This is a genomic window from Streptomyces sp. NPDC041108, from assembly GCF_055592645.1.
Window position 1 is genome coordinate 837959 of the sequence record NZ_JBVIYK010000001.1, and the last position, 25010, is coordinate 862968.

Below are 25010 nucleotides of genomic sequence, written 5' to 3' on the forward strand. Positions count from 1 at the left end.
CCATGGCCTACCAGTACAACCGCCTGGCGGCGTACCTGCCCGACCCGGCACAGGGCCCCTTCGTCGTTCCGATCCACACGCTCTCCCTGCCCGCCCGCTGGGAGGAACCACTCCTGCGCCTCTACCACGGCGGAATGACCGAGGGGCAGGTTGAGCGACGGCGCCGCGTACCCACAGCGGCGGTCAACCAGCTGGTGCGCGCCACCGCGCCGGACATCGTCACGATCGACTCCACGGCACGATTCGGCTCGCAGAACCCCTGGTTGTACTGCCAGGACGCGTACCCGATGGCGGTGACGAACCTCTACATCGCCACCTGGCTCAAGAGCCTCCCTCGCGATGCCGACGATCCCGAGACCACGGCCCTGCTGATGAACTGCTTCCGTGACCTCGACACCGCGGCTCTCAGCTGGCGGCCCGGCAGGGTCGATCTCCTCGAGCAGAAGGTGTCACCCGGGGGGACCGCTCTGCCCGCACCCCACGTGTACCGGTTGCTTCCCGACGTCCTCGCCGAACGGATCGCGCGCCAGCAACCGTACGAACACCACGGGCAGCAGCTGTGGTTCCGGCAGGTCGCCGGCCGCACGGGGGCCAGGGGGCAGGGAAGCGGGGGCGCCGAGCTGATGTCGAACGTGATCGAGTACGTACCCGGGCGGCGCGGTGGCGGCGACGGCAAGCCGGCCTACTACGCGGCGACCCTCCGCATCACCGTGCGCACCGTTCCCTTCTCACCCGTCCCGCGCGTCCATGTGGCCGCCGGTGTGCGTCGGTTCGTCACCGGCAAGGTCTACATGCCGTACGGCAAGGGCGTGTCCGCGTACCTGCTCCCGCACGACTCCCTCGTCCACGACGGCCCGCAGCCGCAGCGTTTCGCCGTCGCCATGCTGGAGTGGAAGAACGGCACCACGGACTGGCGTCAGGGCGGAGCAGAAGGAATGCTCGCCGGGATCAGCGCACTCGACGCACTGCCGTCCCCGGACCGGCTGGTGAAGGAGGCCGATCACTGGATCCACGGCCGGGACGGCATCCGGATCGCGATCGGACACCAGGCGGCCATGGGCAGGCACACGATCGGCACCGGACTGATGCCCAGTGAACGCCGACGGCTGATCGAGTGGGCGGAGCAGGCGATCGCTCCCGAGTTCGTCTCCGTTCCGAAGCTCGAGCGCAGTGCGTACGCGCGGCCGCCCAAAAAGCAGCTCAAGAAGCTGCCGTCCATTCCCAAGAACATGGAAGAGAAGGATCCCGAAGAGCGCGCGGTCATCCTGGACCAGCGTGAGCTGAACGCGGCCCACAACGCTCAGGTTCTGCGGGCACGCCTGGCCGAAGCTCTCGAAGGGGAAGATCTCACCGCGGTCGTGCTCCATCAGAGCGACGCCATTCGCGATCAGATGATCGCAGCGGCGGAGACGGGACTGGGGCTGGCCGGGCACCCGCGTGAGCAGGGTCCCGATACCTGGGTGTGGGAGACGGAGGAGCTGACCGTCCGGCTGCACGCGCGGCCACTGGGCGCTCTCGGTGCACCGCTGGGAGGCGACGGCGTGCCGCGCCGGGGGCAGGAACACGACAAGGCCATCGAGGAGCGCCGTCTCGGTGTCGCGCGGGCCATTGCCGCCCTGCAGGAAGCCGTCCCCGGGGTCCGGCTCGCCTTCGTGGAGCTCGACGGGCAGGATGCCTTCCGCCACGCCAAGCGACGGAGCGACCCAAAGCACGCGATCCGCCTGGGCTGCGCGGACGCGGGCCTGGTGACCCAGTTCATCCGTCCACCGGACCCGGATGCGGAGACAAAGGAGGCTCTCACTGATGCAGGGCTGCGTGCCGCCGCGGCCTGGTCGGACGGCCTGCGCCAGACCGGTATGCGGCTGGTTCCTCAGCACACGCTCGGTGACACGCGCATCCCCGCGAACCTGAACCAGGTGGCCTTCCACCTGGTGGAACGCCGCCTTGACGGGCCTACTGGCAAGCAGCAGTTCACGCCGATCGCGGTGCTAATCCGGCCGGGCGCGAAGTGCGTGCTTGGCAAGTCGGCCGATATGCACGAATGGGCGCCGTACCCCGAACTCCTCAAGTCGTTGACGGGACGGGTCCAAGGCAGGAAGAACAGTGCGGAGCAGTGGGCCCTCATGGCGGCCTTCGTCAAGAAGACCCTCGCGCAGCTGCGCAGTACCCCGACGCTCGTTCTGGCCCACGCCCAGGACGTCCGGAAGCGCTGGCCATGGCTGAGGAACGACGGGCTGGAACGGGACAGGCTCGGCCTCGACGGGGGTCCCGTTCAGCGGATCGGTCTGTACGGCAAGCAGCTTCGTATCGTTCGGATCGCCGATGGCAGCCGGGACGAAACGGCACAGTGCTGGGCCGAGGCGGAGGAACTCTCTCCCGAGTTGGAGGGCCAGCAGCGTGGGGGCATCGCGATGGGGCTGTGGCGGCCCGGAGTGCGGGGTGACTCGGACCGCGTCTTCTACAGCACGACCGGCAAGTCCGGCTCGCAGCCAAATCTCACCAACGACGACGCCAAACTCACTCCGCACACCAACGCCTCGGGCAACAACGCCTACCGGCCGACGGCGAACGCCTGGAATCCGGACCTCCTCGAACTGACCGTTGCGTGCCTTCAGCCCGGTGACGATGCGGAGGCATGGGCCGCATTCGTCCACCAGCAGCGTTTCAGCGAGGACTACCGTGCTGGTCGCGAGGGGTTGGCTCTGCCCTTGATCCTCCATCTCGCGCGACTCGCGGACGATTACGCTCTGCCTCACGAGATCGAGGAGGCTTTGGACCCGACGGAGCCCCAGGCTGCGGCCGCGCCGGACGACGCTCTGTCGGGCCAGCTGGCCTTCGACTTCGACCTCGATGACGGGGATGACGACGAATGAAGCTTCCCGCTGAGGAGTCGAGGGAGTCTCACCCCTCGTCTCCTCAGCGGGTAAGGCCCCTACTACCTCAGGGGCGTAGGTGCGGGTTCAATAAATGCATATGCATGCTCTCGGGGAGTGATCTTGCGGGCCGCGGGAACCTCAACATCAATTAGTCCTGTTGTGCCTGGTCAAGGGAACTCGTGAACGTCCCACTCGCTACGGCGACACACGTGAGAGGGGCCCCGACCGTCCGGTCGGGGCCCTTCGCGTGTCCATGGCCGCGCTCCGCGCCCCGCCGACGACCTCCGGGCGGATCGAGCCAGCCTCTTTCGTTTCTTCTCAACCTCTAGTCAAATAGCGTCACTTGAACCACACGCCTCCCATGCGACGCACGCGGCCGACGGACTCCGCGCGTGCAGGACATCGGCGTCGCCGTCCCCACCGCTGCCGAGGGCAGCCGAGCACGTCACAGGAGACATGCATGCCCAGCTCTCCCCTGAATCGCCGCACGTTCGTCCTCCTGGGCGCCGCGGTCGCCGCGGCCGCCGGCACCCGGACGTCGGTGGCCGCCCCTGCGGCGGTCCCCGGCACGCCGACGCCGGTCCGGCTCGTCGACGACAGGGCGACCCCCGCCACACGCGCCCTGTTCGCGTACCTGAAGCGGCAGCAGGGCAGAGGCGTCCTGTTCGGCCACCAGCACGACCTGACCTACGGCTTCACCTTCACCGCACCCGACGGCAGGGCGTCCGACACCAGAGCGGCGGTGGGCGACTACCCCGCGGTCTTCGGCTGGGACACCCTCGTCCTCGACGGCGACGAGCGCCCCGGCACCGAGGACGGCACCGTCGCCGAGAACATCGCCGCGCTCAGCCGGTGCATCCGGCAGGGCGACGCACGCGGCGGGATCAACACCCTCAGCGCCCACATGCCGAACTTCGTCACTGGCAAGGACTTCTACGACACCACGGGCCGGGTCGTCAGCCAGATCCTCCCCGGAGGAGCGAAGCACGCGCGCTTCAACCGCTTCCTCGACCGCGTCGCGAAGGCGGTCAAGGGCGCGCGGCGTCCGGACGGCACGGCCGTCCCGGTCATCTTCCGCCCCTTCCACGAGAACAACGGCGGCTGGTTCTGGTGGGGCGCCGGCCACACCACCTCGGGCGAGTTCATCGAGCTGTTCCGCTACACCGTGGAGTACCTGCGCGACGTCAGGGGCGTCCACAACCTGCTCTACGCCTACTCGCCCAACGCGAGCCTCGGCGGCGACCCGGCCGGGTACCTGCGGACCTACCCGGGCGACCGGTTCGTCGACGTCCTCGGCTACGACTCCTACGACGAGGGCGCCGGACCGACCCCCTGGCTGGAGGGGCTGGTGAGGGATCTGGCGATGGTGGTCCGGCTCGCGAACGAGCGGGGCAAGGTGCCCGCCTTCACCGAGTTCGGGGAGAGCGGTACCGAGATCCGCGACCCGCAGTGGTTCACGCGGCTGCTGCGGGCCGTCGAGGCGGACCCGCTGGCCCGTCAGGTGACGTACATGGCCACGTGGGCCAACTTCGGTGGCACCAAGCGCGCCTATGTGCCGTACCCGGGCCACGCCCTGCTGCCGGACTTCGTCCGGTTCCACAAAGATCCCTACACCCTCTTCGCCGCCGATCTGCGAGGGGTGTTCGCCGCCCGCACCACCGCCGTCAGGAACGGCCCGACCGCGCACCTGGTGACCCCGACCGACCGGCAGCGCGTGACGGGCGCCAGGACCACCGTCCGGGTGCGGGTCACCCCCGCGCGGGCGAGCCGGGTCACCTACTCCGTGAACGGCGGACCCGCCAGACGCCTGCGCCTGGACGCCGACGGCTACCACTCGGGCGTCTGGTCGATCGATCCGGCCCTGCGGAGGAAGGGCTCGGCGACCCTCACCGTGCGCGCGCGGGCGGGCGGCCAGACGCTCACCGACTCCGCCGTCGTCCTCCTCGGCGAGGTCGCCCCCCTGCCCGTCGGCTGGATCGACGACTTCGAGGGGTACGCCGGGGACGATGTCGCCCTCGGCGAGGCGTACACCCACCTCAACACCCACACCCTCACCCTGTCGACCGACCACAGGTCCTCGGGCTCCTACGGACTGGCCTACGCCTACGACTTCACCGGCGCCGAGTTCACCGGGATCGGCAGGCGGGTCGACGCCGACTGGTCCGCCTTCACCTCCCTGCGGCTGTGGCTGCGGGGCGACGGTTCGCAGAACGCGGGTGCGCTGGAGATCGTCGCCGACGGGATCGCGTTCCAGTACCGCTTCCCTCTGAACGACACGAGCGGGCAGGAGCTCAGGGCCCCCTTCGACGAGTTCCGGCCCGCCCCCTGGGACACCGGCAACGCCACCGCCGTGCTCGACGCGGCCCGTCTGGCCGAGGTCACGACGTTCAACCTGTACCTCGGCCGGGCGAGCGAGGTGGAGACCGAGGGCGTCGTGTACGTGGACGACATCCGGGCCGAATGACACCCGGCGGAAAATGCGGTGACCCGGCCCGGCCACCGTCCCTAGACTCGCCCCGACAGACCGACGAGAGAGGGGAGCCCGGCCGTGTGTGACCGTACCGCCGTCGTCGTTCCCCGTTCCCTGTACGAGGTGATCCTCGTGTCCTCGTCGGTCCGGTGCCCGCTGCGCGGCCGGTACCGGATGCCCGTGACGAACGTCTGACGTCGAACCCCTGTGCGCGTGACGGAGCGACAGCTCCGTCCGCGCGCACGTCCGTGCCGTCCGCCGTACCCGTACGGGAATCGCGCTGCCCCGAAACAGCTCAGCTGAAAGGCCACGGGCCATGCGCAGCACCCTCACCAACCCTCTGACCGCCGTCCGCAACCTGGGCATCCTCGCCCACGTCGACGCCGGCAAGACCACCGTCACCGAGCGGTTCCTGTACGCCACCGGGACCACGCACAAGCGCGGTGAGGTCCACGACGGCACCACCGTCACCGACTTCGATCCGCAGGAGCGCGATCGCGGGATCACCATCTTCGCGGCGGCCGTGAGCTGCGCCTGGGACGGGCATCGGATCAACCTCATCGACACCCCCGGCCACGTCGACTTCGCCGACGAGGTGGAGCGTTCGCTCCGGGTGCTCGACGGCGCGATCGCCGTGTTCGACGCGGTCGCCGGGGTCGAGCCGCAGAGCGAGTCGGTGTGGCGGCAGGCCGACCGGCACGGCGTCCCGCGTATCGCCTTCGTCAACAAGCTGGACCGCGCGGGCGCCGACCTCGACACGGCCGTCGAGTCGATCCGGCGGCGCCTGCATCCGGCGCCGCTGGTGGCGCAGTTGCCGATCGGCCGGGAGGACGGGTTCTCCGGCGTGGTGGATCTGGTCCGGATGCGAGCGCTGGTCTGGACGGACGACGGCGACACGGCCGGGGAGGGCCCGGTGCCCCAGTCCCTGCGGGACGAGGCGGAACTGCGCCGACGGCGGCTGGAGGAGGCCGTGGCGGAACTGCATCCGACGGCGCTGGAGGAGTTCTGCGCGCACGGCACGCTCTCCGCGCGGACGCTGGCCGGCGCGCTGCGCGACCTGACCCGCACGGGCGAGGGCGTGGTCGTGCTGTGCGGCTCCGCCTACCGCAACCGCGGCATCGAGCCGCTGCTCGACGCGGTCGTGGCGTACCTGCCCTCGCCGCTGGACGTACCGCCCGTACGCGGCACGCACGACGGTACGGAGCGGGAGCGTGCCGCCGACGCGACCGAGCCGCTCGCGGCGCTGGCGTTCAAGGTGAGCGCCACGGCCACCGGACGGCTGACCTATCTGCGGCTGTACTCGGGAACGATCAGGAAGGGGGACACCGTGCTGGACGCGGGCACGCGGCGCACCGAGCGGATCGGGCGGATCCTGCGGGTGCGGGCCGACCGGCACGCCGAACTGGACCACGCGACGGCCGGGGACATCGTCGCGGTCGTCGGGCTGAAGTCGGCCCGCGCCGGAACCACCCTGTGCGCGCCGGCGGCGCCGCTGCTCCTCGAACCCCCGTCCGTCGCCGACCCGGTGGTGTCGGTGGCCGTCGAGGCACGCAGGAGCACCGACACCGACCGGCTCGCGACGGCTCTCGCGCGGCTGGCCGAGGAGGACCCCTCGCTGGTCGTCCGGAGCGACCCCGAGACCGGGCAGACCCTGCTGTCCGGCATGGGCGAACTGCATCTGGAGGTGGCGGTGGAGAAGGTCCGGCAGAGCCACGGGCTCGACGTCGCCGTCGGCCGGCCTCGCGTCGCCCATCGCGAGACGGTCGTGCGCGGGGTGTCCGGGCTGGTCTACCGGCACGTCAAACAGGACGGCGGGGCGGGGCAGTTCGCCCATGTCGTCCTCGACGTGGCACCCCTGGAGGCGGAGGGCGACCGTGCCGCGACGGGCTTCGTGTTCCGCTCGACCGTCGTCGGCGGCCGGGTGCCGCAGGAATACGTCCGCGCGGTCGAGGCCGGCTGCCGGGACGCCCTGGCCGAGGGGCCGCTCGGCGGTCACCCGGTGACCGGGCTGAGCGTCACCCTGACGGACGGGGCGACCCACTCCAAGGACTCCTCGGAGATGGCGTTCCGTACGGCCGGGCGGTTCGCGCTGCGGGAGGCGATGCGCGTCGGCGTGATGGGCCTGCTCGAACCCGTCGCCGACGTCACCGTCACCGTGCCCGCGGACGCGGTGGGCGGGGTGCTCGGGGACCTCGCCGCGCGACGGGGGCGGGTGTCGGACTCCGTGGCCCGGGGCGGGTCGGTGGTCGTCACCGCGACCGTGCCCTTGGCCGAACTGTTCGGGTACGCGACGCGGTTGCGCAGCCGTACGCAGGGGCGGGGGACGTTCACGGCGAGGCCGGCGGGGTACCTCCGGGCGCCGGGTGCGGTGGTGAGTGAGCGGTGAGGTAGAGGCTGCCGCCGGGTGGGGATGCGCGTGGGGTTCTTCGCCCCCGCCACCCCTGTCCGTCCCCTCCCCCGGGGGGGACCGCACCGCCCCTTCGACCCCGTACCCCTGGTTCCTCGGGTACGGGGACGTCGGGCTTCTCGCGCGGTTCCCCGCGCCCCGTGACGGGGCGCGGGTTCGCTCCGCTGCTAGGCCCAGGGGCCCGCCGCCGTGAAGGAGCTGTCGGCGCGGAAGGTGTCCGTGGCCTGGTAGGTGTCCAGGCGCAGTTCGTAGTTGTAGTGGCGGATGTAGCGGCCGGGGTAGTTGTACGACTCCAGTCGGACCGAGCCGGAGGCCGTGCCCGGGCGGGCGCAGTACGTGGCGTCCTTGTCGAACACGGTCGTGCCGTCGTCCGCGTCGGAGCGGATGCGGTAGTCCCAGTGGCGCAGATAGCGGCCGGTGGAGGTGCGGAAGGAGTAGCAGTTGGCGTCCGCGAGGCCGGGCACGACCGTGAACGTGGCGCTCTGCTTGACCGCCGTGGTGCTGGAGGACGTCACCGGGTCGACGTAGCCGAGGTTGTCGGAGCGCGCCACGGCGTAGCGGCCGGTGTAGTTGACGGACTGCAGGGACCGGGTGGTGTTGACCGGCAGGGTGACGCCACCGGAGACGGTCTCCTTGAGGACCGTCAGATGGCGGACGAAGCCGGTGAGGCCCGGGAGCTGCGTCGGGGCCGACCAGGTGGCGAAGGTGTCGTAGCTGTCGCTGTACCAGTACTGCCCCGCGCCGTAGGCGTCGTAGTAGATCCGCCAGCCCCCGTTGTCGAGCCGGACGAGCGCCGGGCCCTCCATCCCGGAGCCGAAGCCGGCCCAGTTGCCCGTCCTCTGGATGGTGTACGGGCCGGTGAGGCTGGAGGCGGTGGCGTACTCGATGTACTTCGTCGTCTCGTTCTTGGTGAACGCGTGGTAGGTGGAGCCGATCTTGACGACGAAGGTGTCGATGTAGTTCGGGCCGATGCCGGACAGGACGGTCGGGGCGGACCACGCGGTGAGCGCGGAGTTCGTCGCGGTCAGTTTGTACGGCTTGAAGATGTACTCGCCGTCGGCCGCGACGGACGCCGAGAGGATGATGTTGACGCTGCCGTTGGTGTCGACGAACCACTCGGGTGCCCAGGCGCGCTGCAGACCGCTGATCGGCACCGTGTAGTCGTACAGGAAGGTCCAGTTGAGGCGGTCGGTGGAGCGGGCGAAGCCGATGGTGGTGGAGAGCGCCGACCAGGTGCGGGTGGTGTAGGTCAGGTAGTAGTAGCCGTCCGTGTGCCGGAAGATGCTGGGGTCGCGGATCAGGCCGGAGGGCGGGGTGTACGCGGGGCCCTTCCGGAGGGTGAAGCCGGTCGCGTCCGGCGAGTCGTAGACGTACATGTTCGACTCGCTGCTGTTCGTGAACGCGGTCATCGTGTAGCGCGTCGCCTGCCCGGCGGCCGGGTGGGCGGCTCCGGCCGGGGAGGCGACGGCGGTGGTGAGGCCCAGCAGGGCGGCCACCGAGGTGAGAAGGGCGATGACCGCCCTGCGGGTTCTGTTCAACGCTGGTCCCGTCTGTGCGCGAACTGCCCTGAGGCGTGGGATGTTGTTCGAAATGTCGGCTCTTGTGCGGAAGTTCGATCAGAAGATAAGAGGGGGCCATGTTCGCGTCAATGGATTGAGCCAGGCTTTCTGCGAGGCGATATTCCGCTTTGCGTCGGCCAAGGCTCCGCCGTGCTGCCGCGGTGCATGGCCCGCTCGTCCTCCCGCCCGTACTCCTGCGGTGTTGCCCCTGCTTCCGCGTTTGCGCAGGTCGATCCTCGTTTCCCGGTCGCCGTACAGGCGGGCAACAGGAAACCCGTCGACCCCGGTGCGCGGGAGGGCGAACCTGAGTCCGGCAGCACCGGACCGGACCCCGCGAGACCAGGCGGGAGGCCGGCGAGAACAGCCCCACATGAGAGCAGCCCCAAATGAGAACAGCCAGTGGGAACCAGCAAGGGGGAAACATGCGCAACCTGATCCGCGGCGCCGCCGCGTTCCTGACCTCGGCGGCCGTCGTGATGGCGCTCAGCGGCACGGCCGAGGCCAAGCCGGCGGACACCTGGGACGGCTGCCCGTACGGCGCGGTCTGCATCTACGGCCAGGGTGTCGAACCGCGCGACAACCCGCACCCGACCAACGTCTACTACAGCTACCAGGCCCACAACCTGAGCAACCAGGTCGGCTACCACTGGGTCTACAACAACCAGTACGGCGGCGCCCTCGCGGACCTGTGCAAGCAGTACAACGGCGGGGACTGCATCGAGACCATCCCGGCGGGGCACGCCTTCTACCGCAACCTCACGCCCATCAACTCGATCGTCCTCCGTCCGTAGCACCACGGAGCGCGTCCTGCTGACGCCGTCCGGAACCGGCTGCCCGCGGTTCCGGGCGGCGGCGTTTTCGCCACTCCGGGTGAAAGACTTGGCTGCCCCCGCCGACCCGGCAGTAACCTGGGTTTCCGCCGTCTCACGGCCGCACTGCCTTGGGGGACACCTTGGGGGACCCGCTGCACGGACAGCAGACAGACCCTCACCACGGACGGGACCGGGACGCGCCGACCACGCCGACCTTCCCGGCACAACTGCGCCGACTGCGGCAGGAACGCGGACTGTCGCTCACCGATCTCGCCCGCCGTACCCACTACAGCAAGGGCTACCTCAGCAAGATCGAGACCGGTGCGAAGCGCCCGACCGTCGATGTCGCCCGGCTCTGCGACCAAGTGCTGGGCGCTGAAGGGGAGTTGTTGCGGCTGGTGCGGCAGGCGCAGCCCCGTCACGGTGACCTCGGATCCGACGCCGACGTCGCCGGGCGGCAGGCCGCCGAGACCTGTCCCTACCGCGGCCTGTCGGCGTTCACCCCCGAGGACGCGGAGTGGTTCTTCGGCCGCGAGCGCGCCACGGCCGCACTCGTGGAGCGGATCTTCGAACGGGTGGGCGGCGGACCGCTGATGCTCGTCGCCCCGTCCGGCGCCGGCAAGTCGTCGCTCCTCAACGCCGGTCTCGTCCCCGCGCTCGGCCGCGGCGACCTCCCCATGCCGGGTGCCGACCGCTGGCCGGTGGTCCAACTCACCCCCACCGCGCGCCCCTTGGACGAACTGCTGGAACGCACCGCCAAAGCGCTGGGCAGCGACCTCGGCCTGACCGCCCAGGAGGTGCGGGACGACCCGGGCACCCTGCTCGGCGCCGTACGGGCCGGAGCCGGCGCCCAGCCGGAGACACCCGGAGAGCGGCGGCCCCCACCGCCCCGACCGGTCCTGATCGTCGACCAGTTCGAGGAACTGTTCACCCTCTGCACGGACGAGGACGAACGCCGCTCCTTCGTCCGCGTGCTGTGCGCCCTGGCCACCGCCCGGCCGGCCGCGTCCGCGCACCCGCCCGCCGTCGTGGTGCTCGGCGTCCGCGCCGACTTCACCGGCAGCTGTCTGGGCCTGCCCGAACTGGCCCCCGTCTTCACCGGCGGACTGTTCGTGCTGTCCCCGATGACCGTGGCGGAACTGCGCGAGTCCATCACCCGCCCGGCGGAACTCGCGGGGCTCACCCTCGAACCCGGCCTGGTCCCGCTGCTGTTGCGGGACGCGGGACTCCGCGACGACCCCGCCACCGGCCCCGGGGGTTCCGCGGCCGGCTCCGACGAGACACCCTCCGGCGCGCTCCCGCTGGTCTCCCACGCCCTGCTCGCCACCTGGCAGCGGCGCCGGGACTCCGCGCTGACCGTCGACGGGTACGAACGGGCGGGCGGCATCCAGGGGGCGGTCGCCCGCACCGCCGAGAACGTGTTCGCCCGGCTGTACCCCGCCGAACAGAAGACCATCCGCCGCATCCTGTCCCGGCTGGTGCTCGTCGTCGACGGAGCCGGGGCGACCCGCCGCCGGATGAGCCGGGACGCCCTGATGGCCCGGCTCGGCGACGCCGACGGGGCCGCCGCCGCACTCGACGCGTTCGTCCGGGCCCGGCTCATCACCATGGACAGCGACACCGTCGAGATCACCCACGAGGCGCTGCTGCACGCCTGGCCCCGGCTGCGCGGCTGGATCCACGCCGACCGGGCCGGCCTCCTGCTCCACCAGCAGCTCTCCCACGCGGCCGGCGAATGGGAGCGAGAGCGGCGCGACCCCTCCGCCCTCTACCGGGGCACCCGCCTCGACACCGTACGGGCGTGGGCCGACGAGTCGGACGGCTGGAGCAGGCTCGCGCCCGACGAGGAGGCGTTCCTGAGGGCCAGTCAGGCCGAGGAGGACGGGCGCCGCAGACAGGCCAGACGACAGGTGCGGCTGCGGCAGTCCATGCTCGCCACGCTCGCCGTGCTGCTCGGCCTCGCCGTCACCGCCGGAGGGCTCGCCTACCAGCAGCGCGCGGGCGCCCTCGGCCAGGAGCGCGTCGCCCGCTCCCAGGCCCTCGCCGCGCGCTCCGCGTCCCTCGCCGGGGGCCGGCCGGAGGCGTCGATGCTCCTCGCGGAGGAGGCCTACCGCACCGCGCCCACCGCCGAGGCCCGCGGCGCCCTGCTCAGCACCCAGTCACAGCCCTTCTCCGCCCGGCTCGCCGGACACCGCGGCCCGGTCAACCAGGTCGCCTTCGCGCCCGACGACCGCAGCCTTGCGACGGCCAGCTCCGACGGCACGGTCGTCCTGCGCGACACGGCCGACGGCCACCGCGTCCTCGCCCGGTTCACCGTGCCGGGGCGCGTGCGCTCGGTCGCCTTCAGCGCCGACGGCCGTACGCTCGCGGTCACGTCCACCGACGGGCCCGTGACCCTGTGGAGCACCACCGGCCATCGGCGGACCGGGGTGCTCTCGAAGGCCACGAAGGGCGCGCGGGCGGTCGCCTTCGACCCGCGCGGGGGGACGCTCGCCGTCGCCGCCGCCGACGGGACCGTCCAGCTGTGGGACGCCGGGCCCCGGCCCCGGCGCACCGCCACCCTCCCCGGCCACGAGGGCGACGTCAACGCACTGGCCTACGCCCCCGACGGGCGGACGCTCGCCTCCGCCGGCACCGACCGCGTCGTACGGCTGTGGGACACCGACCGGGCGCGGTTCGCCGACGTGCTCAAGGGACACGCCGACGAGGTACTGGGCGTGGCGTTCTCGCCGGACGGCAGGACGGTGGCCTCCGCCGGCGTCGACCGGACGGTACGGCTGTGGGACGTCGACGACGGACGGCTGACCGACACGTTCACGGGAAGCAGCGACGACATCAACGACGTCGCCTACACCCCGGACGGGACGACGGTCGTCGGCGCGGTCGGCGACGGCACGACCCGGCTGTGGGACGTGCGCAGCGGCCGGCAGACCCTGGTCCTCGCCGGACACACCGACTACGTCCTCGGGGTGGCCGTCACCTCCGACGGCGCCCTGCTGGCCACGGCCGGTTTCGACCAGTCCGTCGTCCTGTGGGACCTGAGCGGGGCGGTCCTGACGTCGCGTCCGTTCACGGAGGTCTGGCAGACCGCCTACAGCCCCGACGGGAAACTGCTGGCCACCGCCGACGCCGACCACACCGTACGGCTGTGGGACGCGCGGACGCACGCCCTGGTGGCAGCGCTGCGAGGGCACACCGAGACCGTGTTCTCGGTGGCCTTCTCGCCCGACGGGCGGACCCTGGCGTCGGCCGGCTCCGACGGCACGGTCCGGCTGTGGGACGTCGCGGAGCACGAGGCGCTGAAGAAGCTCACCGGGCACGGCGGACAGGTCTTCTCCGTCGCCTTCTCGCCCGACGGGCGGACGCTCGCCTCGGCGGGAGCCGACCACACGGTGCGTCTGTGGGACGTGGCGAAGCGCCGGCAACTCGACGTGCTCCGCGGCCACAAGGACTTCGTCAACGATGTCGCGTTCAGCCCCGACGGCCGCACCCTGGCCGGCGCCGGCGACGATCTGACCGTACGACTGTGGGACGTCGCCTCACGCCGCGAACTCGCCACCCTGACCGGCCACTCGGGCGCGGTGCGGGGGGTGGCCTTCAGCCCGGACGGCCGCACCCTCGCCAGCAGCGGCAACGACGGGACCGTACGCCTGTGGGACGTCCGGCACCGGCGCTTCGAGTCCGCCCTGACCGGCCACTCGGGCTCGGTACGCGGTGTCGACTTCAGCCCGGACGGCCGCACCCTCGCCAGCAGCGGCAACGACCGCACGGTACGCCTGTGGGACGTCGCCGGACGGCGGCCGTGGGCGACCCTCACCGGTCATACGAACGCGGTGTGGGGCGTCGACTTCGCCCCCGACGGGCGGACCGTGGCCAGCAGCAGCACCGACGGCACCGTACGGCTGTGGGACCTCGACCCCGGCGCCCGGCTGGCGGACATCTGCCGGCTGCGCCTCGGTATCGGACCCGAGGAGCGCGCGACCCTGCTGCCCGGAGTGCCCGTACGGGCGGAGCCGTCGGAGTGCGGGGGCCGCTGAGCAACACATGGGGACGAGGCGGGCGTTCGGCGACCGCCCTGCTCACAGGGGGTTTCCCAGGTGTTTCCCGTTGCCCGCCCGGATGGGGCGACACCCGGCTCTCGACGCGCGGGGTGGTGGTCGGCCAGGCTGCTGCCCGACCACCACCACCAGTTCATCGAGACCAACAGGAAACGGGGGTTCCGGCATGGTGAGCCGGACCAATGTCATCCGCACACTGATCACACTCATGGCGCTGCTCCTGTGGGCGCCGGTCTCCACGGCCTCCGCCGCTCCGGCCGCTCCCGCCGCCGGCTGCGGCGTCCTCGCGCCGGGCGCCTCGGCCGCCGCCGAGCGGGCGATCGCCGCGGCCTGCGCCGAGGTCGCCGCCGGTACCTGGTACACCTGGGGCGGTGGCCACGGAGCCAAGCCCGGGGCCACCTACGGGCAGGTCGACCCCACCGACCCGGCCAGCGAACACGACCCCGAGCGGCGCGGCTTCGACTGCTCCGGCCTCGTCCGGTACGCCTACGCCCAGGCCACCGGCGGCACGGACATCCTCGACGGCGTCGCCAGCCAGCAGTACTACACGCACCGCGCCGCCGCCCGCTTCACCGCCGCCCAGGGTCTCGCCCCGCTGCTGCCCGGCGATCTCCTCGCCTACGGCAAGGACTCGACGGACATGCAGCACATCGCCATCTACCTCGGTGCCGGCAAGATGGTCGAGGCCAGGCAGTCCGGCACCAAGCTGATGGTGAGCGACGTCCGCCTGGGCAGCACCTACTTCGGAGCCGTCCGCGTCAACACCGGCGCGCCCACCGGCAACATCCACCAGACCTGGGGCACCGGGGTCTGGACCAAGGAGGAGCCCCGCACCGGGTCCCGCCGCGTGTACGCCTTCCCGTACTCGACCACCATCCGCGTGTACTGCCAGAAGCACGCGGAGCTGGTGAAGGCGGAGGGCTACGAGAACGACGCCTGGTCCTACCTGCCGGACTACAGGGCGTGGGTCACCAACATCTACATCAAGGGCCCGGCCTGGCTGGCGGGCGTCCCCGACTGCAAGGACGTGCCACCTATCACCTGACAGCCTCGCGCCGGTGACCGTCGGGGGGCGGCCACCTGCGTGAGCGTCACCTGTGCCCGTACGCTGCGTCAGCGTACGGGCACATTGTGTGGACAGTACGCACGTCCTCCCGTCACGCTGGGTGCCGTCGGGGCATGGGGGCCACAGCGCACGAAGACCGGAGGTGGCCGCGGATGACGGGCGGCGGCATGGGCAACGACTACGACGCGGCAGTGGCCGACGAGGGGACGGCGGTGGACCGCGAACCCGACCCCTCGGACAGTCTGCGGACGTGGGGCGCCGTGACACAGGCGCTGCGCGAGCACGCGGGCTACAGCCGGGCCGAGTTCGCGGATCTCGTCCGCTTCTCCCGGCACACGGTGGAATCGGTGGAGCAGGGGCGCCGGATGCCGGACGCGAACTACGTACGGCGGGCCGACGAACTGCTGGGGAACACCGGGGCATTGCGCAAGTCGTCACAGTATGTGACGCGGGGGCGGGGGGACGTGGGCCTGGCGGCCTGGTTCCGCCAGTGGGCCCGGCTGGAGCGGGTCGCGGTGAGTCTGTGCACGTACGAATGCCGGCTGGTCCCCGGGCTGTTGCAGTCGTGGGACTACGCGCGGGCGGTCTTCGAGGGGACCCTCCCGGTGACACCGGACGACCAGCTGGACAGCTTCATGGACCGCCGGATGGAGCGTCAGCGGATGCTGTTCGAGAGGCCGACGACACCGTTCAGCTTCATCGTCGAGGAGCATGTGTTCCGGCGGCGGTTCGGGGACGACGCGCGGATGCGGGGGATGCTCGACCATGCGCTGGAGCTGAGCGCGCCCCGCAATGTGACGCTCCAGATCGTGCCGTTGGAGGCCGGGTTGCACGCGTGCCTCGACGGGCCCGTGCGGCTGTTGGAGACGCCGCAGGGGCAGCGGCTCGCGTACTCCGAGGGGCAGCAGAACGGCCGTCTGATCTCCGACTCGAAAGAGGTGAGCCTGCTCCATCAGCGCTATGACACACTGCGCTCGCAGGCCCTGAATGCCAAGGATTCCCGGGCGCTGCTGGAGCGACTCCGAGGGGAACTGGACCTATGAGCACGACGGAACTGGCGTGGTTCAAGTCAAGCTACAGCGGCAGCCAGGGCGACGATTGCGTCGAAGTCGCCGTCACCGGACAGGCCGTGTGCGTACGTGACTCCAAGGACGTGACCCAGCCGTACTTCGCGGTCGGACGGGCGGGATGGTCGTGGTTCGTGGGGTTCGTGGGACACGAGAGCCACCAGGGACACCGACAGGCGCACCTCACCGCGTAGTCCGCGTAGTCCATGCCGGTGGGCGCCTCCCGATCGGGAGGCGCCCACCGGCCGCACCGGTCACGGAAATGGACCACCACAGGAAGATTTCAGCCCACTGCAGGGCGGGGCTCGGTCCGTAGGTTCGTCGTATGCCTACCAGCAAGAACCTCCTGACCTCGGTTCAGGTGGCCCGCTTCGTCGCGCAGGGATTTCTGCGCCTGGACGGGGTGGTGCCGCCGGACATCAACGAACGGGCCGTCGCCGCGCTGGCCGAGGGCCTGCCGGGAGTGCCGTACGGCACCCCGCTGAGCGCGGCGTACCCGCCCGACACCTTCGTCCACGCGCTGCTCGAACTGCCGGTCGTCGCCGGTGCCGTGGAGAGTCTGGTCGGACCCGGACCGACCGTCGACCACCATGCCGTGCACGTCCGCGAGCCCCACGAGGGCCACGCGCAGGACCTCCACGCGGACGCGATCATCGACGTACGGCCGGACGCGTTCGACATCCAGCTCATGTACTACCCGCACGAGGTGACCGCCGAGATGGGCGGCACCCTCAGCGTGCCCGGCAGCCATCTGCGCCGGATCAACGAGACGGACATCGGCCGCGTCCAGAACCTGCGGGGGCAGACCCGGCTGACCTGCCCGGCCGGCACCATCGTCCTGGTGCACCACGGCATCTGGCACGGCGGCCGCCGCAACGACACCGCCCGCCGCCGCTTCATGTACAAACTGCGCCTCAACCCGACCGTGCCGCAGGTCCGCCTGTGGGACACCAGCGACCTGCACGACCCGGCCGTCACGGCGGAGCTGAACACCCCCTTCCCGTGGTACGAACAGGCCACCGGCCGACTGGAGATCTACAACCGGGTCCTGCTGTGGCGGGCCCTGACCGGTGACGAGTCGTTCGACGTCGAGTACTGGGTCACGCGCGTCAGCAACCGGCCCGCCCTGAGGAGCCACGCATGAGGCAACAGGTCCTGGTCCTGTATCTGTCGACCTCGGCCCTCGACTCCCCGGTCGTCGGCTGGTCCCGGTACGACGGGACCGGCAGGACCCGTCCGACGGCGGGAGACAGCGACGAGCCGCCCTACTCCACGGGGCTCGACGCGCTGCTCGACGGATGGCGTCTCTTCCAGGCGTCGCAGCTCCTGCCGCCCCGGTCCGGTCACGAGTACGACGTCTCCTTCCTGAAGCACGAGTTCTTCTTCGAGAAGCTGGAGGAGACCTTTCCCGGCTGACGTCGAGGCATCTTCCGGCTGATGCCGAGCCCGTGGCCCGGTCGCGGGGCGAGTGGACCGGGCCACGGGGGTCCTGGAGCGGTGGGCCGGCGGCCGTGGTCAGTAGCCGTAGATCATCTTGTAGGCGACCTCGGGCAGGAACTGACCGGCCGAGGAGCCGGATCCCACACCGCAGTTGCCGTCCGACTCGCCCGGCACCTTGATCCACAGCAGCATCTCCGCGCCGCCGCCCATCTGGGTGGCGGGGCCGATGCGGCGGCCCGAGGGGTTGCACCACTGGCCGTTGGAGCCGTTGCCGTTGCGGCTGGTGTCCACGACGAACGGCTTGGTGTAGCCGTAGCGGGCACTGAGCTCCCTGTTCACCGCGTTGCCGTAGGCGGTGTTCTCGCCCGTGGTGAGGTAGTTGGAGATGTTCAGCGAGAAGCCGTGGGCCTGCCGCACGCCCGCCTCGTGCAGCCGCTTGGCCATGGTCGCGGCGTCCGTCCAGGCGGGGTTGCCGGCGTCCATGTAGACCCAGGTGTTGGGGGCCTGGCGGCTGAACTGGGAGACGGCGCCGCTGAGCATGCTCTGGCGCTCGGCTATCTGCGCCTGGTTCATGCAGCCGTAGTCCCCGAGGGAGTCCGGCTCCAGGATCACCAGGGCCGGACGGTTGCCGATACCGCCGGCGAACTGGGAGATCCAGCTCGCGTAGGCGGACGGCGAGGAGGCCCCGCCCGCGGAGTGCCCGCCGCAGTAGTCGCGGTTGTAGACGTTGTACGCGACGAGAATGGGCAGCTTGTCCCGGCTGTCCGCAGCGCCCGTGAACGAGCCCGTGGCCGTGCCGATCGAGCCGCTCCACGAGCCGAACCAGCGGGCCATCGGGGTGTTCGCGATGGAGGCGTTGATCGCGGACGCCCGGCCGTCACCGGGGTTGGCGGCGGTCCACCGCTTGGCGCTGTTGTCGGGGTCCACATAGAACCCGCTGGTCATGCCGGTCGGGTCGGCGGCATGGGCGGACGGAGCGGCGGCGAACGCGAGCGGTAGCGAGCAGAGCGCTGCCATCAGGGCGCGGAGCCTGCGGCGCATGACATCACCTCGGAATTCCTGGCAGGGATGCGTCGCACGCTCTCGTCCAGAGCGTGCGACGCGCTGAGGAAGTGCGGTGGTTCGACGTGCCTGGAGCGGTGGGAGCGCTCCCATTGGAAGCGCTTCCAATTGAGCTGAGGACCTTTGGGGTGTGGTCGGTATCGTGTGGCTGGCTGGTAGAACTGTCAAGAGTCGAGGGGTGAAACTCCCTCTGTACAGGGTGAGTCCGAGGCTCTACGGTCCCAATGACCGGAAGCGCTCCCAGTTTTCGGCCAGGGGGAGGGGTCCATATGGTCATGGCAGGGGATCCGCCGCGTCGCCATCCCACACTCGACGCCGTGGCCGCGCTCGCGGGTGTCTCCCGCTCCGTGGCCTCCCGCGCCCTCAACAACGCGCCGCACGTCAGCCGGGGGAAACGCGAGGCGGTCGAGCGAGCCGTCCGGCAGCTCGGCTATGTGCCCAATCCGACCGCCCGCGCGCTGGCCACCCGGCAGACGGGAGCGGCCGCTCTGGTCGTCTCGGGCGAGGATCCGTCGATCTTCGCGGACCCGTTCTTCGCCCAGGTGATCGTGGGGGCGTCGGCCGCGCTGGAGGAGGCCGACCTGCATCTGATGCTGTGCCTGGCCGCGACCGACCGGGGCCGCCGACGGGTGGAGGAACTGCTGCGCGGCAAGGGCGCCGACGGCGTCATGCTGATGGCACTGCGCGAGAACGATCCGCTGACGCGGACGGCCGAGGAGGCGGAGATGCCGGTGGTGTTCGGCGGCCGCCCCGTCGGTTCGGCCCCGCGCTGGTACGTGGACGTCGACAACACGGGCGGAGCGCGCGAGGCCACCGAGTACCTGCTCTCCCGTGGCCGCTCCCGGGTGGCCGCGATCTGCGGCCCGCTGGACACCGAGGTGGGCCGCGCGCGGTACCGCGGCTACCGGGACGCGATGCTGGCCGCCGGGCGCGAACCGTTCCCGCCTTACGAGGGTGACTTCACGGAGCCCGGCGGGGCCGCCGTCATGGCCGCGCTGCTGGCGGAACACCCGGACGTGGACGCGGTGTTCGCCGCCAACGACAACATGGGGGCGGGGGCGCTGCGCACCCTGCGGGGGGCGGGGCGGCCGGTCCCCGACGACGTCGCCGTGGTCGGGTACGACGACCTGGCCGTGGCCCGGATCGCCGATCCGCCCCTCACCACCGTCCACCAGCCGATAGAGGCCCTCGGCCGCGAGATGGCCCGCATGCTCGTCGCGCTCGTCAACGGGCAGGACCCCACCCCGCTGATCCTGCCCACGCGCCTGGTCGTCCGCTCCAGCGCCTGAGACGGCGATGGCCGGCCGAGGCCGGTCGGACTCGTGCTCATCGCGGCTCGTGCTCATGGCGGCTCGGACTCGCGCTCGTCGCGGCTCGGACTCGTCAAGGCTCCGGACGGGTGAGGGTCTGCGCGCACCAGATCGTCTTTCCGTCGGTGGTGTGCCGGGTGCCCCAACCCTGCGTGAGCTGGGCGACGAGCAACAGGCCCCGGCCGCCCTCGTCGAAGGCGCGGGCCCGGCGCAGATGCGGGGCCGTGTTACTGGAGTCGGAGACCTCGCAGATCAGAGCGGTGTCACGGATCAGCCGCAGCCTGATCGGCGGCTCGCCGTACCTGATGGCGTTGGTCACCAGCTCGCTGACGACGAGTTCGGTGACGAACGCCGCCTCGGCCAGACCCCACGCCTCCACCTGGTCGACGGCCGCCTGCCGGGCCTGCTGCACCTGCGCGAAGTCGGCCTCGACGTCCCAGTCGGCGACATGGTGGGGATCCAGCGCGTGCGTGCGAGCGAGCAGGAGGGCCGCGTCGTCGGTCCGGCGATCGGGCAGGAGCATGGCGTCCATCACCGTGTCGCAGAGAGTCTCCAGTGACGTCGCGGAAGGTCTCAGGACCCTCAGCAGTTCGGCGATCCGCAGGTCGACGTCGCGTTCGCGGCTCTCCACCAGGCCGTCGGTGTACAGGGCAAGCAGACTGCCCTCGGGGAGATCCACCTCGGTCGCCTCGAAGGGCAGCCCGCCGATGCCGAGCGGCGGCCCCGGCTGCGCGGGCACGGGCCTGCTGGTGCCGTCCGGGAGGACGACCAGCGGCAGCGGATGGCCGGCGCTCGCCACCGTGAAACGGCGCGAGACCGGGTCGTAGACGGCGTACAGGCAGGTGGCCCCGGACTCGCCGGTCGGCTGGAAGTGCCCGCCGGGATGGTGGTCGCTGGCGAGGTGCAGGACCAGATCGTCCAGATGGGTGAGCAGCTCGTCCGGCGGCAGGTCCACGTCGGCGAGGGTGCGCACCGCCGTGCGCAGCCGGCCCATGCTTGCCGACGCGTGCAGGCCGTGCCCGACGACATCGCCGACGACCAGGGCGACACGGGCGCCGGACAGCGGAATGACGTCGAACCAGTCACCGCCCACCTCCGAGCCGGTCCCGGCGGGCAGATAGCGGGAGGCCACCTCGACCGCCTCCTGGCTCGGCAGCCGCTGCGGCAGCAGGCTGCGCTGCAGGGTCAGCGCGGTCGTGCGCTCGCGTGAGTACCGGCGGGCGTTGTCGATGGCCACGGCCGCCTTGGCTGTCAGCTCCTCGGCGAGGATCAGGTCGTCGGCGGTGAAGGCCTCGGGCCGGTCCCGGCGGGAGAACACGACGACACCGAGCAGCGCGCCGCGCGCCCGCAGCGGCACGGTGATCCGGCCGGTCAGTCCGTCCTCGGCGAGCGACTCGTCGACCACCGGGTTGCCCGGCGGCCAGTGCGCCGGGTCGGCGGCGAGCCCCGGCCCGAACGCCCATTCGCCGCCCTGCCCGGACGGCGCGGTGAGCTCGACCGTGGACCTGCCGGTGGCCATGCAGCGTGCGGCCACGGAGCCGGCGGCGTGGCTGACCGGCTTGGGGGGCTCGGGGAGGGAGGAGTCGTCGTCCCTCACGCTGTGCTGTGCGGCGCGGCTGAGCGTGAGGTCCTCGCGGGGGCCGAGCGCGGGTGGCGAGGGCGGCTCCTCCCCGCGCAGCACCTCGTCGAAGAGGTCCACGGTGACGAGATCGACGAATCCCGGTACGGGGGTCCTGGCCAGCTCCTCGGCCGTGCCGATCACGTCGAGTGTCCGGCCGATTCCGCCGCTGGCGTCGTTGAGGAGGAGCAGGCGCTGCCGGGCCCAGTACTCGGCGCTCATGTCGAATCCCCAGTTGGCGACCGCGCGGACCGTGCCCTCGGCGTCCCGGACGGGCCAGATGCTGGTGGCCCAGGCATTGGCGTAGTCACTGCCGCGCGGGCGGAAGACGGTGATGAGACGCGTGGCCTCGCCCGTCCTCGCCACTTCGGCGAGCGCGTCGGTGTAGGGCTTGTCGTCCCGTTCGGGGAACAGCGAGCGGTCGAACTCCGGAAGCACCTCGCGGTACTTCTTGCCGAGCACCTGCTCCTCGGTGTGCGCGATCACCCGGCCGGAGGAGGCGTTGATCCACAGGAACCGCAGCTCGGGGTCGTAGACACCCAGCGCGAAGGGGCACTGCTCGAAGGCCCGGTCGGCGATCACCGGGCGGCGCCCCCAGCGTTGCACGGTCAGGACGTGGCCCAGCGCCCGGCTGCCGGTGCCGTGCAGGGGGTGGACCGCCACCACGGCGTCCAGCGTGGAACCGTCGCTGTGGCGGAGGGGGACGAACCCCGTGGGGTCGGGGCCGACGCCATGGCCCTGCGGGAAGCCGGGCGGTACGGGATCGGCCAGCAGCTCGGCCACAGGGCGCCCGACGGTGTCCGCCGCCGTCCAGCCCAGCAGCAGTGTGGCTCCCTCGCTCCAGCCGCTCACCACGCCGTCCGCGTCGACCATCACGGCGGCAGTGGGGGCATCCTGCTGGTCGGCCATGTCCACGCAACACGCCTCCGTCCGGGCAGCGGGTCCCGTCAGGGCTGGATTCCAGCGGCTGCTTCCCAGCGTAGGCCCGCCCCCGCACTCCGGCGCTCCGACCGGTGGGGTCGGGATCGCCGGAACGCGGTAGGGCACCGTACGCAGATCCGCGAGACCCTCGGGTTCCGCCCGGCAACCCGCGCCGACGAAGAACGGCTGACCGGCCGGCTCGCCGACGAGGTCTGCCCTGTCGAGACAGTGGGGGCGAGGTGTACGCATTACTGCGGCACTATCGGCTGGCGTTCCTTGAGGTACTCGACCAACAGGTCCCGGATGGGCTTGGACTGCGGCTGGTACCGGTCGACGATTGCTCGACGGAGACGCGCACTGGCGAGGCGGATAAGGCCCCGGGGCCGGGGCCTTATCCGCCTCGTGGCTGTCGTGGGAAACCTGGGAAGCCTAAGCGCGTACCTCGTCCAGCCGCACCGGGCGGCGCTCGGCCACCGACAGGGTCGCCGCCTCGGCGATCCAGCTGGCCTCCAGGGCGTCCGCGACCGTGCAGGGCGAGGTGCGGGTGCCGGCGACGACCTCGGTGAACGCGGTGAGTTCGGCGCGGTACGCACCGGCGAAGCGGTCCATGAAGAAGGTGTGCGGGACGCCGGAGGGGAAGGTCACCCCGGGCTCGGCGGAGCGCAGCGGAAGCTGGGTGTCGAGGCCGGCGGCGATGCTGTCCTGCATGCCGTGGACCTCCAGGCGGACGTCGTAACCCCGCGCGTTGTGACGGGTGTTGGAGATGACGCCGATGGTGCCGTCGTCGAAGGTCAGGAGCGCGGACGCCGTGTCGACGTCACCCGCCTCCTTGATGTACTCCGCTCCCTTGTTGGCGCCCGTCGCGTACACCTCGACGACCTCCCGGCCGGTCACCCAGCGCACCACGTCGAAGTCGTGCACCGCGCAGTCGCGGAAGATGCCGCCCGACACCGCGACATAGGCCGCCGGCGGAGGGGCGGGGTCGAGGGTGGTCGACCGTACGGTGTGCAGCGCGCCCAGCTCACCGCTGAGGACGGCCTCGCGGGCGGCCACACAGCCCGCGTCGAAGCGGCGGTTGAAGCCGATCTGCGCCTCGATGCCGCCCTCGCGCACCGCGCGCAGCACGGTCAGGCTCTCCTCGACCGTCTTCGCCACCGGCTTCTCGCAGAACACCGGGACGCCCGCCTCGACGGCGGCCAGGATCAGCCCCGGGTGTGCGTCGGTGGCGGCGGTGATCACGACACCGTCGATCCCCGAGGCGAACACCGCCTCGGGCGAATCGACCACGGTGGCGCCGAACTTCTCGCCGGCCGCCAGCGCCGCGGCGGCCACCGGGTCGGAGACCACCAGCTCTTCCACGACGTCCAGTCCGGCGAGAGTCCCGGCGTGGAAGGCGCCGATGCGGCCCAGCCCCAGGATGCCAATGCGCATGACGAGTGTCCCTTTCGAAAGTGCAGATGAAACAGGTGGGAAGCAGGTGGGAAGCAGGTCAGTCCGAGGCGCCCGGGACGTTCTGGTCCCAGTCGATCACCGAGCCGGTCACCACGCCGCTGCGGTCGGACAGGAGGAAGACCACGAAGTCGGCGATCTCGTCGACCTGGCCGAGCTTGCCCATCGGCAGGCGCTCGGCGGCCCGTTCCCGCCAGTCGTCGCCGGCGTCGTGGAACTCGCGCTGGATCGCGTCCTCGCCCTCGGTCTCCGTCCAGCCGATGTTCAGGTCGTTGATCCGGACGCGGTCCCAGCGGTGGGCGTGGGCGGCGTTGCGGGTGAGGCCCGCGAGACCGGCCTTCGCGGCGGAGTACGGGGCCAGGAACGGCGGGCCGCCGTGCGCGCAGTTCGAGCCGATGTTGACGATCGTGCCGGGCGCCGAGCGGGCCACCAGGTGCTGGACCACGGCCTGCATGGCGAAGAACGGGGCGCGCAGGTTGATCGCGATGTGGGCGTCGAAGAGGTCGGGCGAGGTGTCGAGGAGCGAGCCCCGGGAGGTCAGGCCGGCCGCGTTGACGAGGCTGTCCACCCGGCCGTGGGCGGCGATCACCCGGTCCACGGCACCGCGCACCTGCGCCGGGTCCGTCAGGTCGGCCCGCAGGAAACCGGCGCCGGTGTCCGCCGCGAGCTTCTCCCCGACCTCGGCGCGGCGGCCGGTGAACATCACGGTCGCGCCCTCGCGCAGGGCCGCCCGGACGATGCCCGCGCCGACGCCCTGGCTGCCGCCGTTGACGAGGACGACCTTGTCCTCCAGTAGTCCCATGGGGAGTTTCCTTTCGCTCGGCGCCGGCGGGCCCTGCCGGGTTCTGTCACGGGCACGGGCACGGGCACGGTCACGGGCCGGGTCGTCCCGGCC

At 71.5% G+C, this 25010-nt stretch carries 16 protein-coding genes; 11 read left to right on the plus strand and 5 right to left on the minus strand.

Annotated features, from left to right (window positions below; all coding sequences use genetic code 11):
- Positions 1–2: 2 nt before the first annotated feature.
- From ACZ6BB_RS03510 to fusA, 3 genes are all read left to right on the plus strand, one after another.
- On the plus strand, positions 3–2873 hold the full coding sequence (locus ACZ6BB_RS03510) for a pPIWI_RE module domain-containing protein (protein WP_471613651.1): 2871 nt from the start codon (positions 3–5) through the stop codon (positions 2871–2873).
- A gap of 463 nt (positions 2874–3336) precedes the next feature.
- Positions 3337–5340, plus strand: a complete 2004-nt coding sequence (locus ACZ6BB_RS03515; RefSeq protein WP_471613652.1) for a glycosyl hydrolase — start codon at positions 3337–3339, stop codon at positions 5338–5340.
- Between the two features lie 322 nt (positions 5341–5662).
- Positions 5663–7732, plus strand: a complete 2070-nt coding sequence (gene fusA / locus ACZ6BB_RS03520; RefSeq protein WP_471613653.1) for an elongation factor G — start codon at positions 5663–5665, stop codon at positions 7730–7732.
- A 188-nt stretch (positions 7733–7920) separates the two neighbouring features.
- On the opposite strand, the gene ACZ6BB_RS03525 is transcribed toward fusA, so the two are convergent.
- The gene (locus tag ACZ6BB_RS03525) at positions 7921–9291 is read right to left on the minus strand and encodes a glycoside hydrolase family 43 protein (RefSeq protein ID WP_471613654.1); all 1371 of its coding nucleotides are present in this window, start codon (positions 9289–9291) and stop codon (positions 7921–7923) included.
- Positions 9292–9734: 443 nt separating this feature from the next.
- Between ACZ6BB_RS03525 and ACZ6BB_RS03530 the strand changes: the two genes are divergently transcribed.
- The 7 genes from ACZ6BB_RS03530 to ACZ6BB_RS03560 all read left to right on the plus strand — a co-directional run bounded on the left by ACZ6BB_RS03530 (position 9735) and on the right by ACZ6BB_RS03560 (position 17731).
- Positions 9735–10103 (plus strand): hypothetical protein, encoded by a 369-nt coding sequence (locus ACZ6BB_RS03530; RefSeq protein WP_471613655.1) that lies wholly within the window; start codon positions 9735–9737, stop codon positions 10101–10103.
- 149 nt (positions 10104–10252) lie between these two features.
- Positions 10253–14161 carry an nSTAND1 domain-containing NTPase gene (locus ACZ6BB_RS03535; protein ID WP_471613656.1) on the plus strand — a complete coding sequence of 1303 codons (3909 nt, stop codon included), beginning with the start codon at positions 10253–10255 and terminating at the stop codon, positions 14159–14161.
- Between the two features lie 187 nt (positions 14162–14348).
- Positions 14349–15227, plus strand: a complete 879-nt coding sequence (locus tag ACZ6BB_RS03540) for a C40 family peptidase (protein WP_471613657.1) — start codon at positions 14349–14351, stop codon at positions 15225–15227.
- Between the two features lie 173 nt (positions 15228–15400).
- Positions 15401–16291 (plus strand): helix-turn-helix domain-containing protein, encoded by an 891-nt coding sequence (locus tag ACZ6BB_RS03545; protein ID WP_471613658.1) that lies wholly within the window; start codon positions 15401–15403, stop codon positions 16289–16291.
- Positions 16288–16509: a DUF397 domain-containing protein gene (locus tag ACZ6BB_RS03550; protein WP_471613659.1), complete on the plus strand. Its 222-nt coding sequence runs from the start codon at positions 16288–16290 to the stop codon at positions 16507–16509. The genes ACZ6BB_RS03545 and ACZ6BB_RS03550 overlap by 4 nt, the downstream gene beginning before the upstream one ends.
- A 131-nt stretch (positions 16510–16640) precedes the next feature.
- Entirely contained in the window at positions 16641–17459 is an 819-nt protein-coding gene (locus ACZ6BB_RS03555) for a phytanoyl-CoA dioxygenase family protein (protein ID WP_471613660.1), read from the plus strand.
- Positions 17456–17731 (plus strand): hypothetical protein, encoded by a 276-nt coding sequence (locus ACZ6BB_RS03560; RefSeq protein WP_471613661.1) that lies wholly within the window; start codon positions 17456–17458, stop codon positions 17729–17731. The genes ACZ6BB_RS03555 and ACZ6BB_RS03560 overlap by 4 nt, the downstream gene beginning before the upstream one ends.
- Before the next feature lie 99 nt (positions 17732–17830).
- Here ACZ6BB_RS03560 and ACZ6BB_RS03565 read toward each other — a convergent pair whose 3' ends face one another.
- The gene (locus ACZ6BB_RS03565) at positions 17831–18796 is read right to left on the minus strand and encodes a glycoside hydrolase family 6 protein (protein WP_471613662.1); all 966 of its coding nucleotides are present in this window, start codon (positions 18794–18796) and stop codon (positions 17831–17833) included.
- A 296-nt stretch (positions 18797–19092) separates the two neighbouring features.
- Here ACZ6BB_RS03565 and ACZ6BB_RS03570 point away from each other — a divergent pair, with 296 nt between their 5' ends.
- Positions 19093–20106, plus strand: a complete 1014-nt coding sequence (locus ACZ6BB_RS03570; protein ID WP_471613663.1) for a LacI family DNA-binding transcriptional regulator — start codon at positions 19093–19095, stop codon at positions 20104–20106.
- A 94-nt stretch (positions 20107–20200) separates the two neighbouring features.
- Here ACZ6BB_RS03570 and ACZ6BB_RS03575 read toward each other — a convergent pair whose 3' ends face one another.
- From ACZ6BB_RS03575 to ACZ6BB_RS03585, 3 genes are all read right to left on the minus strand, one after another.
- Positions 20201–22654 carry a SpoIIE family protein phosphatase gene (locus ACZ6BB_RS03575; RefSeq protein ID WP_471613664.1) on the minus strand — a complete coding sequence of 818 codons (2454 nt, stop codon included), beginning with the start codon at positions 22652–22654 and terminating at the stop codon, positions 20201–20203.
- 441 nt (positions 22655–23095) lie between these two features.
- Positions 23096–24097 carry a Gfo/Idh/MocA family protein gene (locus ACZ6BB_RS03580; RefSeq protein ID WP_471613665.1) on the minus strand — a complete coding sequence of 334 codons (1002 nt, stop codon included), beginning with the start codon at positions 24095–24097 and terminating at the stop codon, positions 23096–23098.
- 58 nt (positions 24098–24155) lie between these two features.
- Positions 24156–24917, minus strand: coding sequence for an SDR family oxidoreductase (locus ACZ6BB_RS03585; protein ID WP_471613666.1), 762 nt, complete (start codon positions 24915–24917; stop codon positions 24156–24158).
- Positions 24918–25010: the final 93 nt, after the last annotated feature.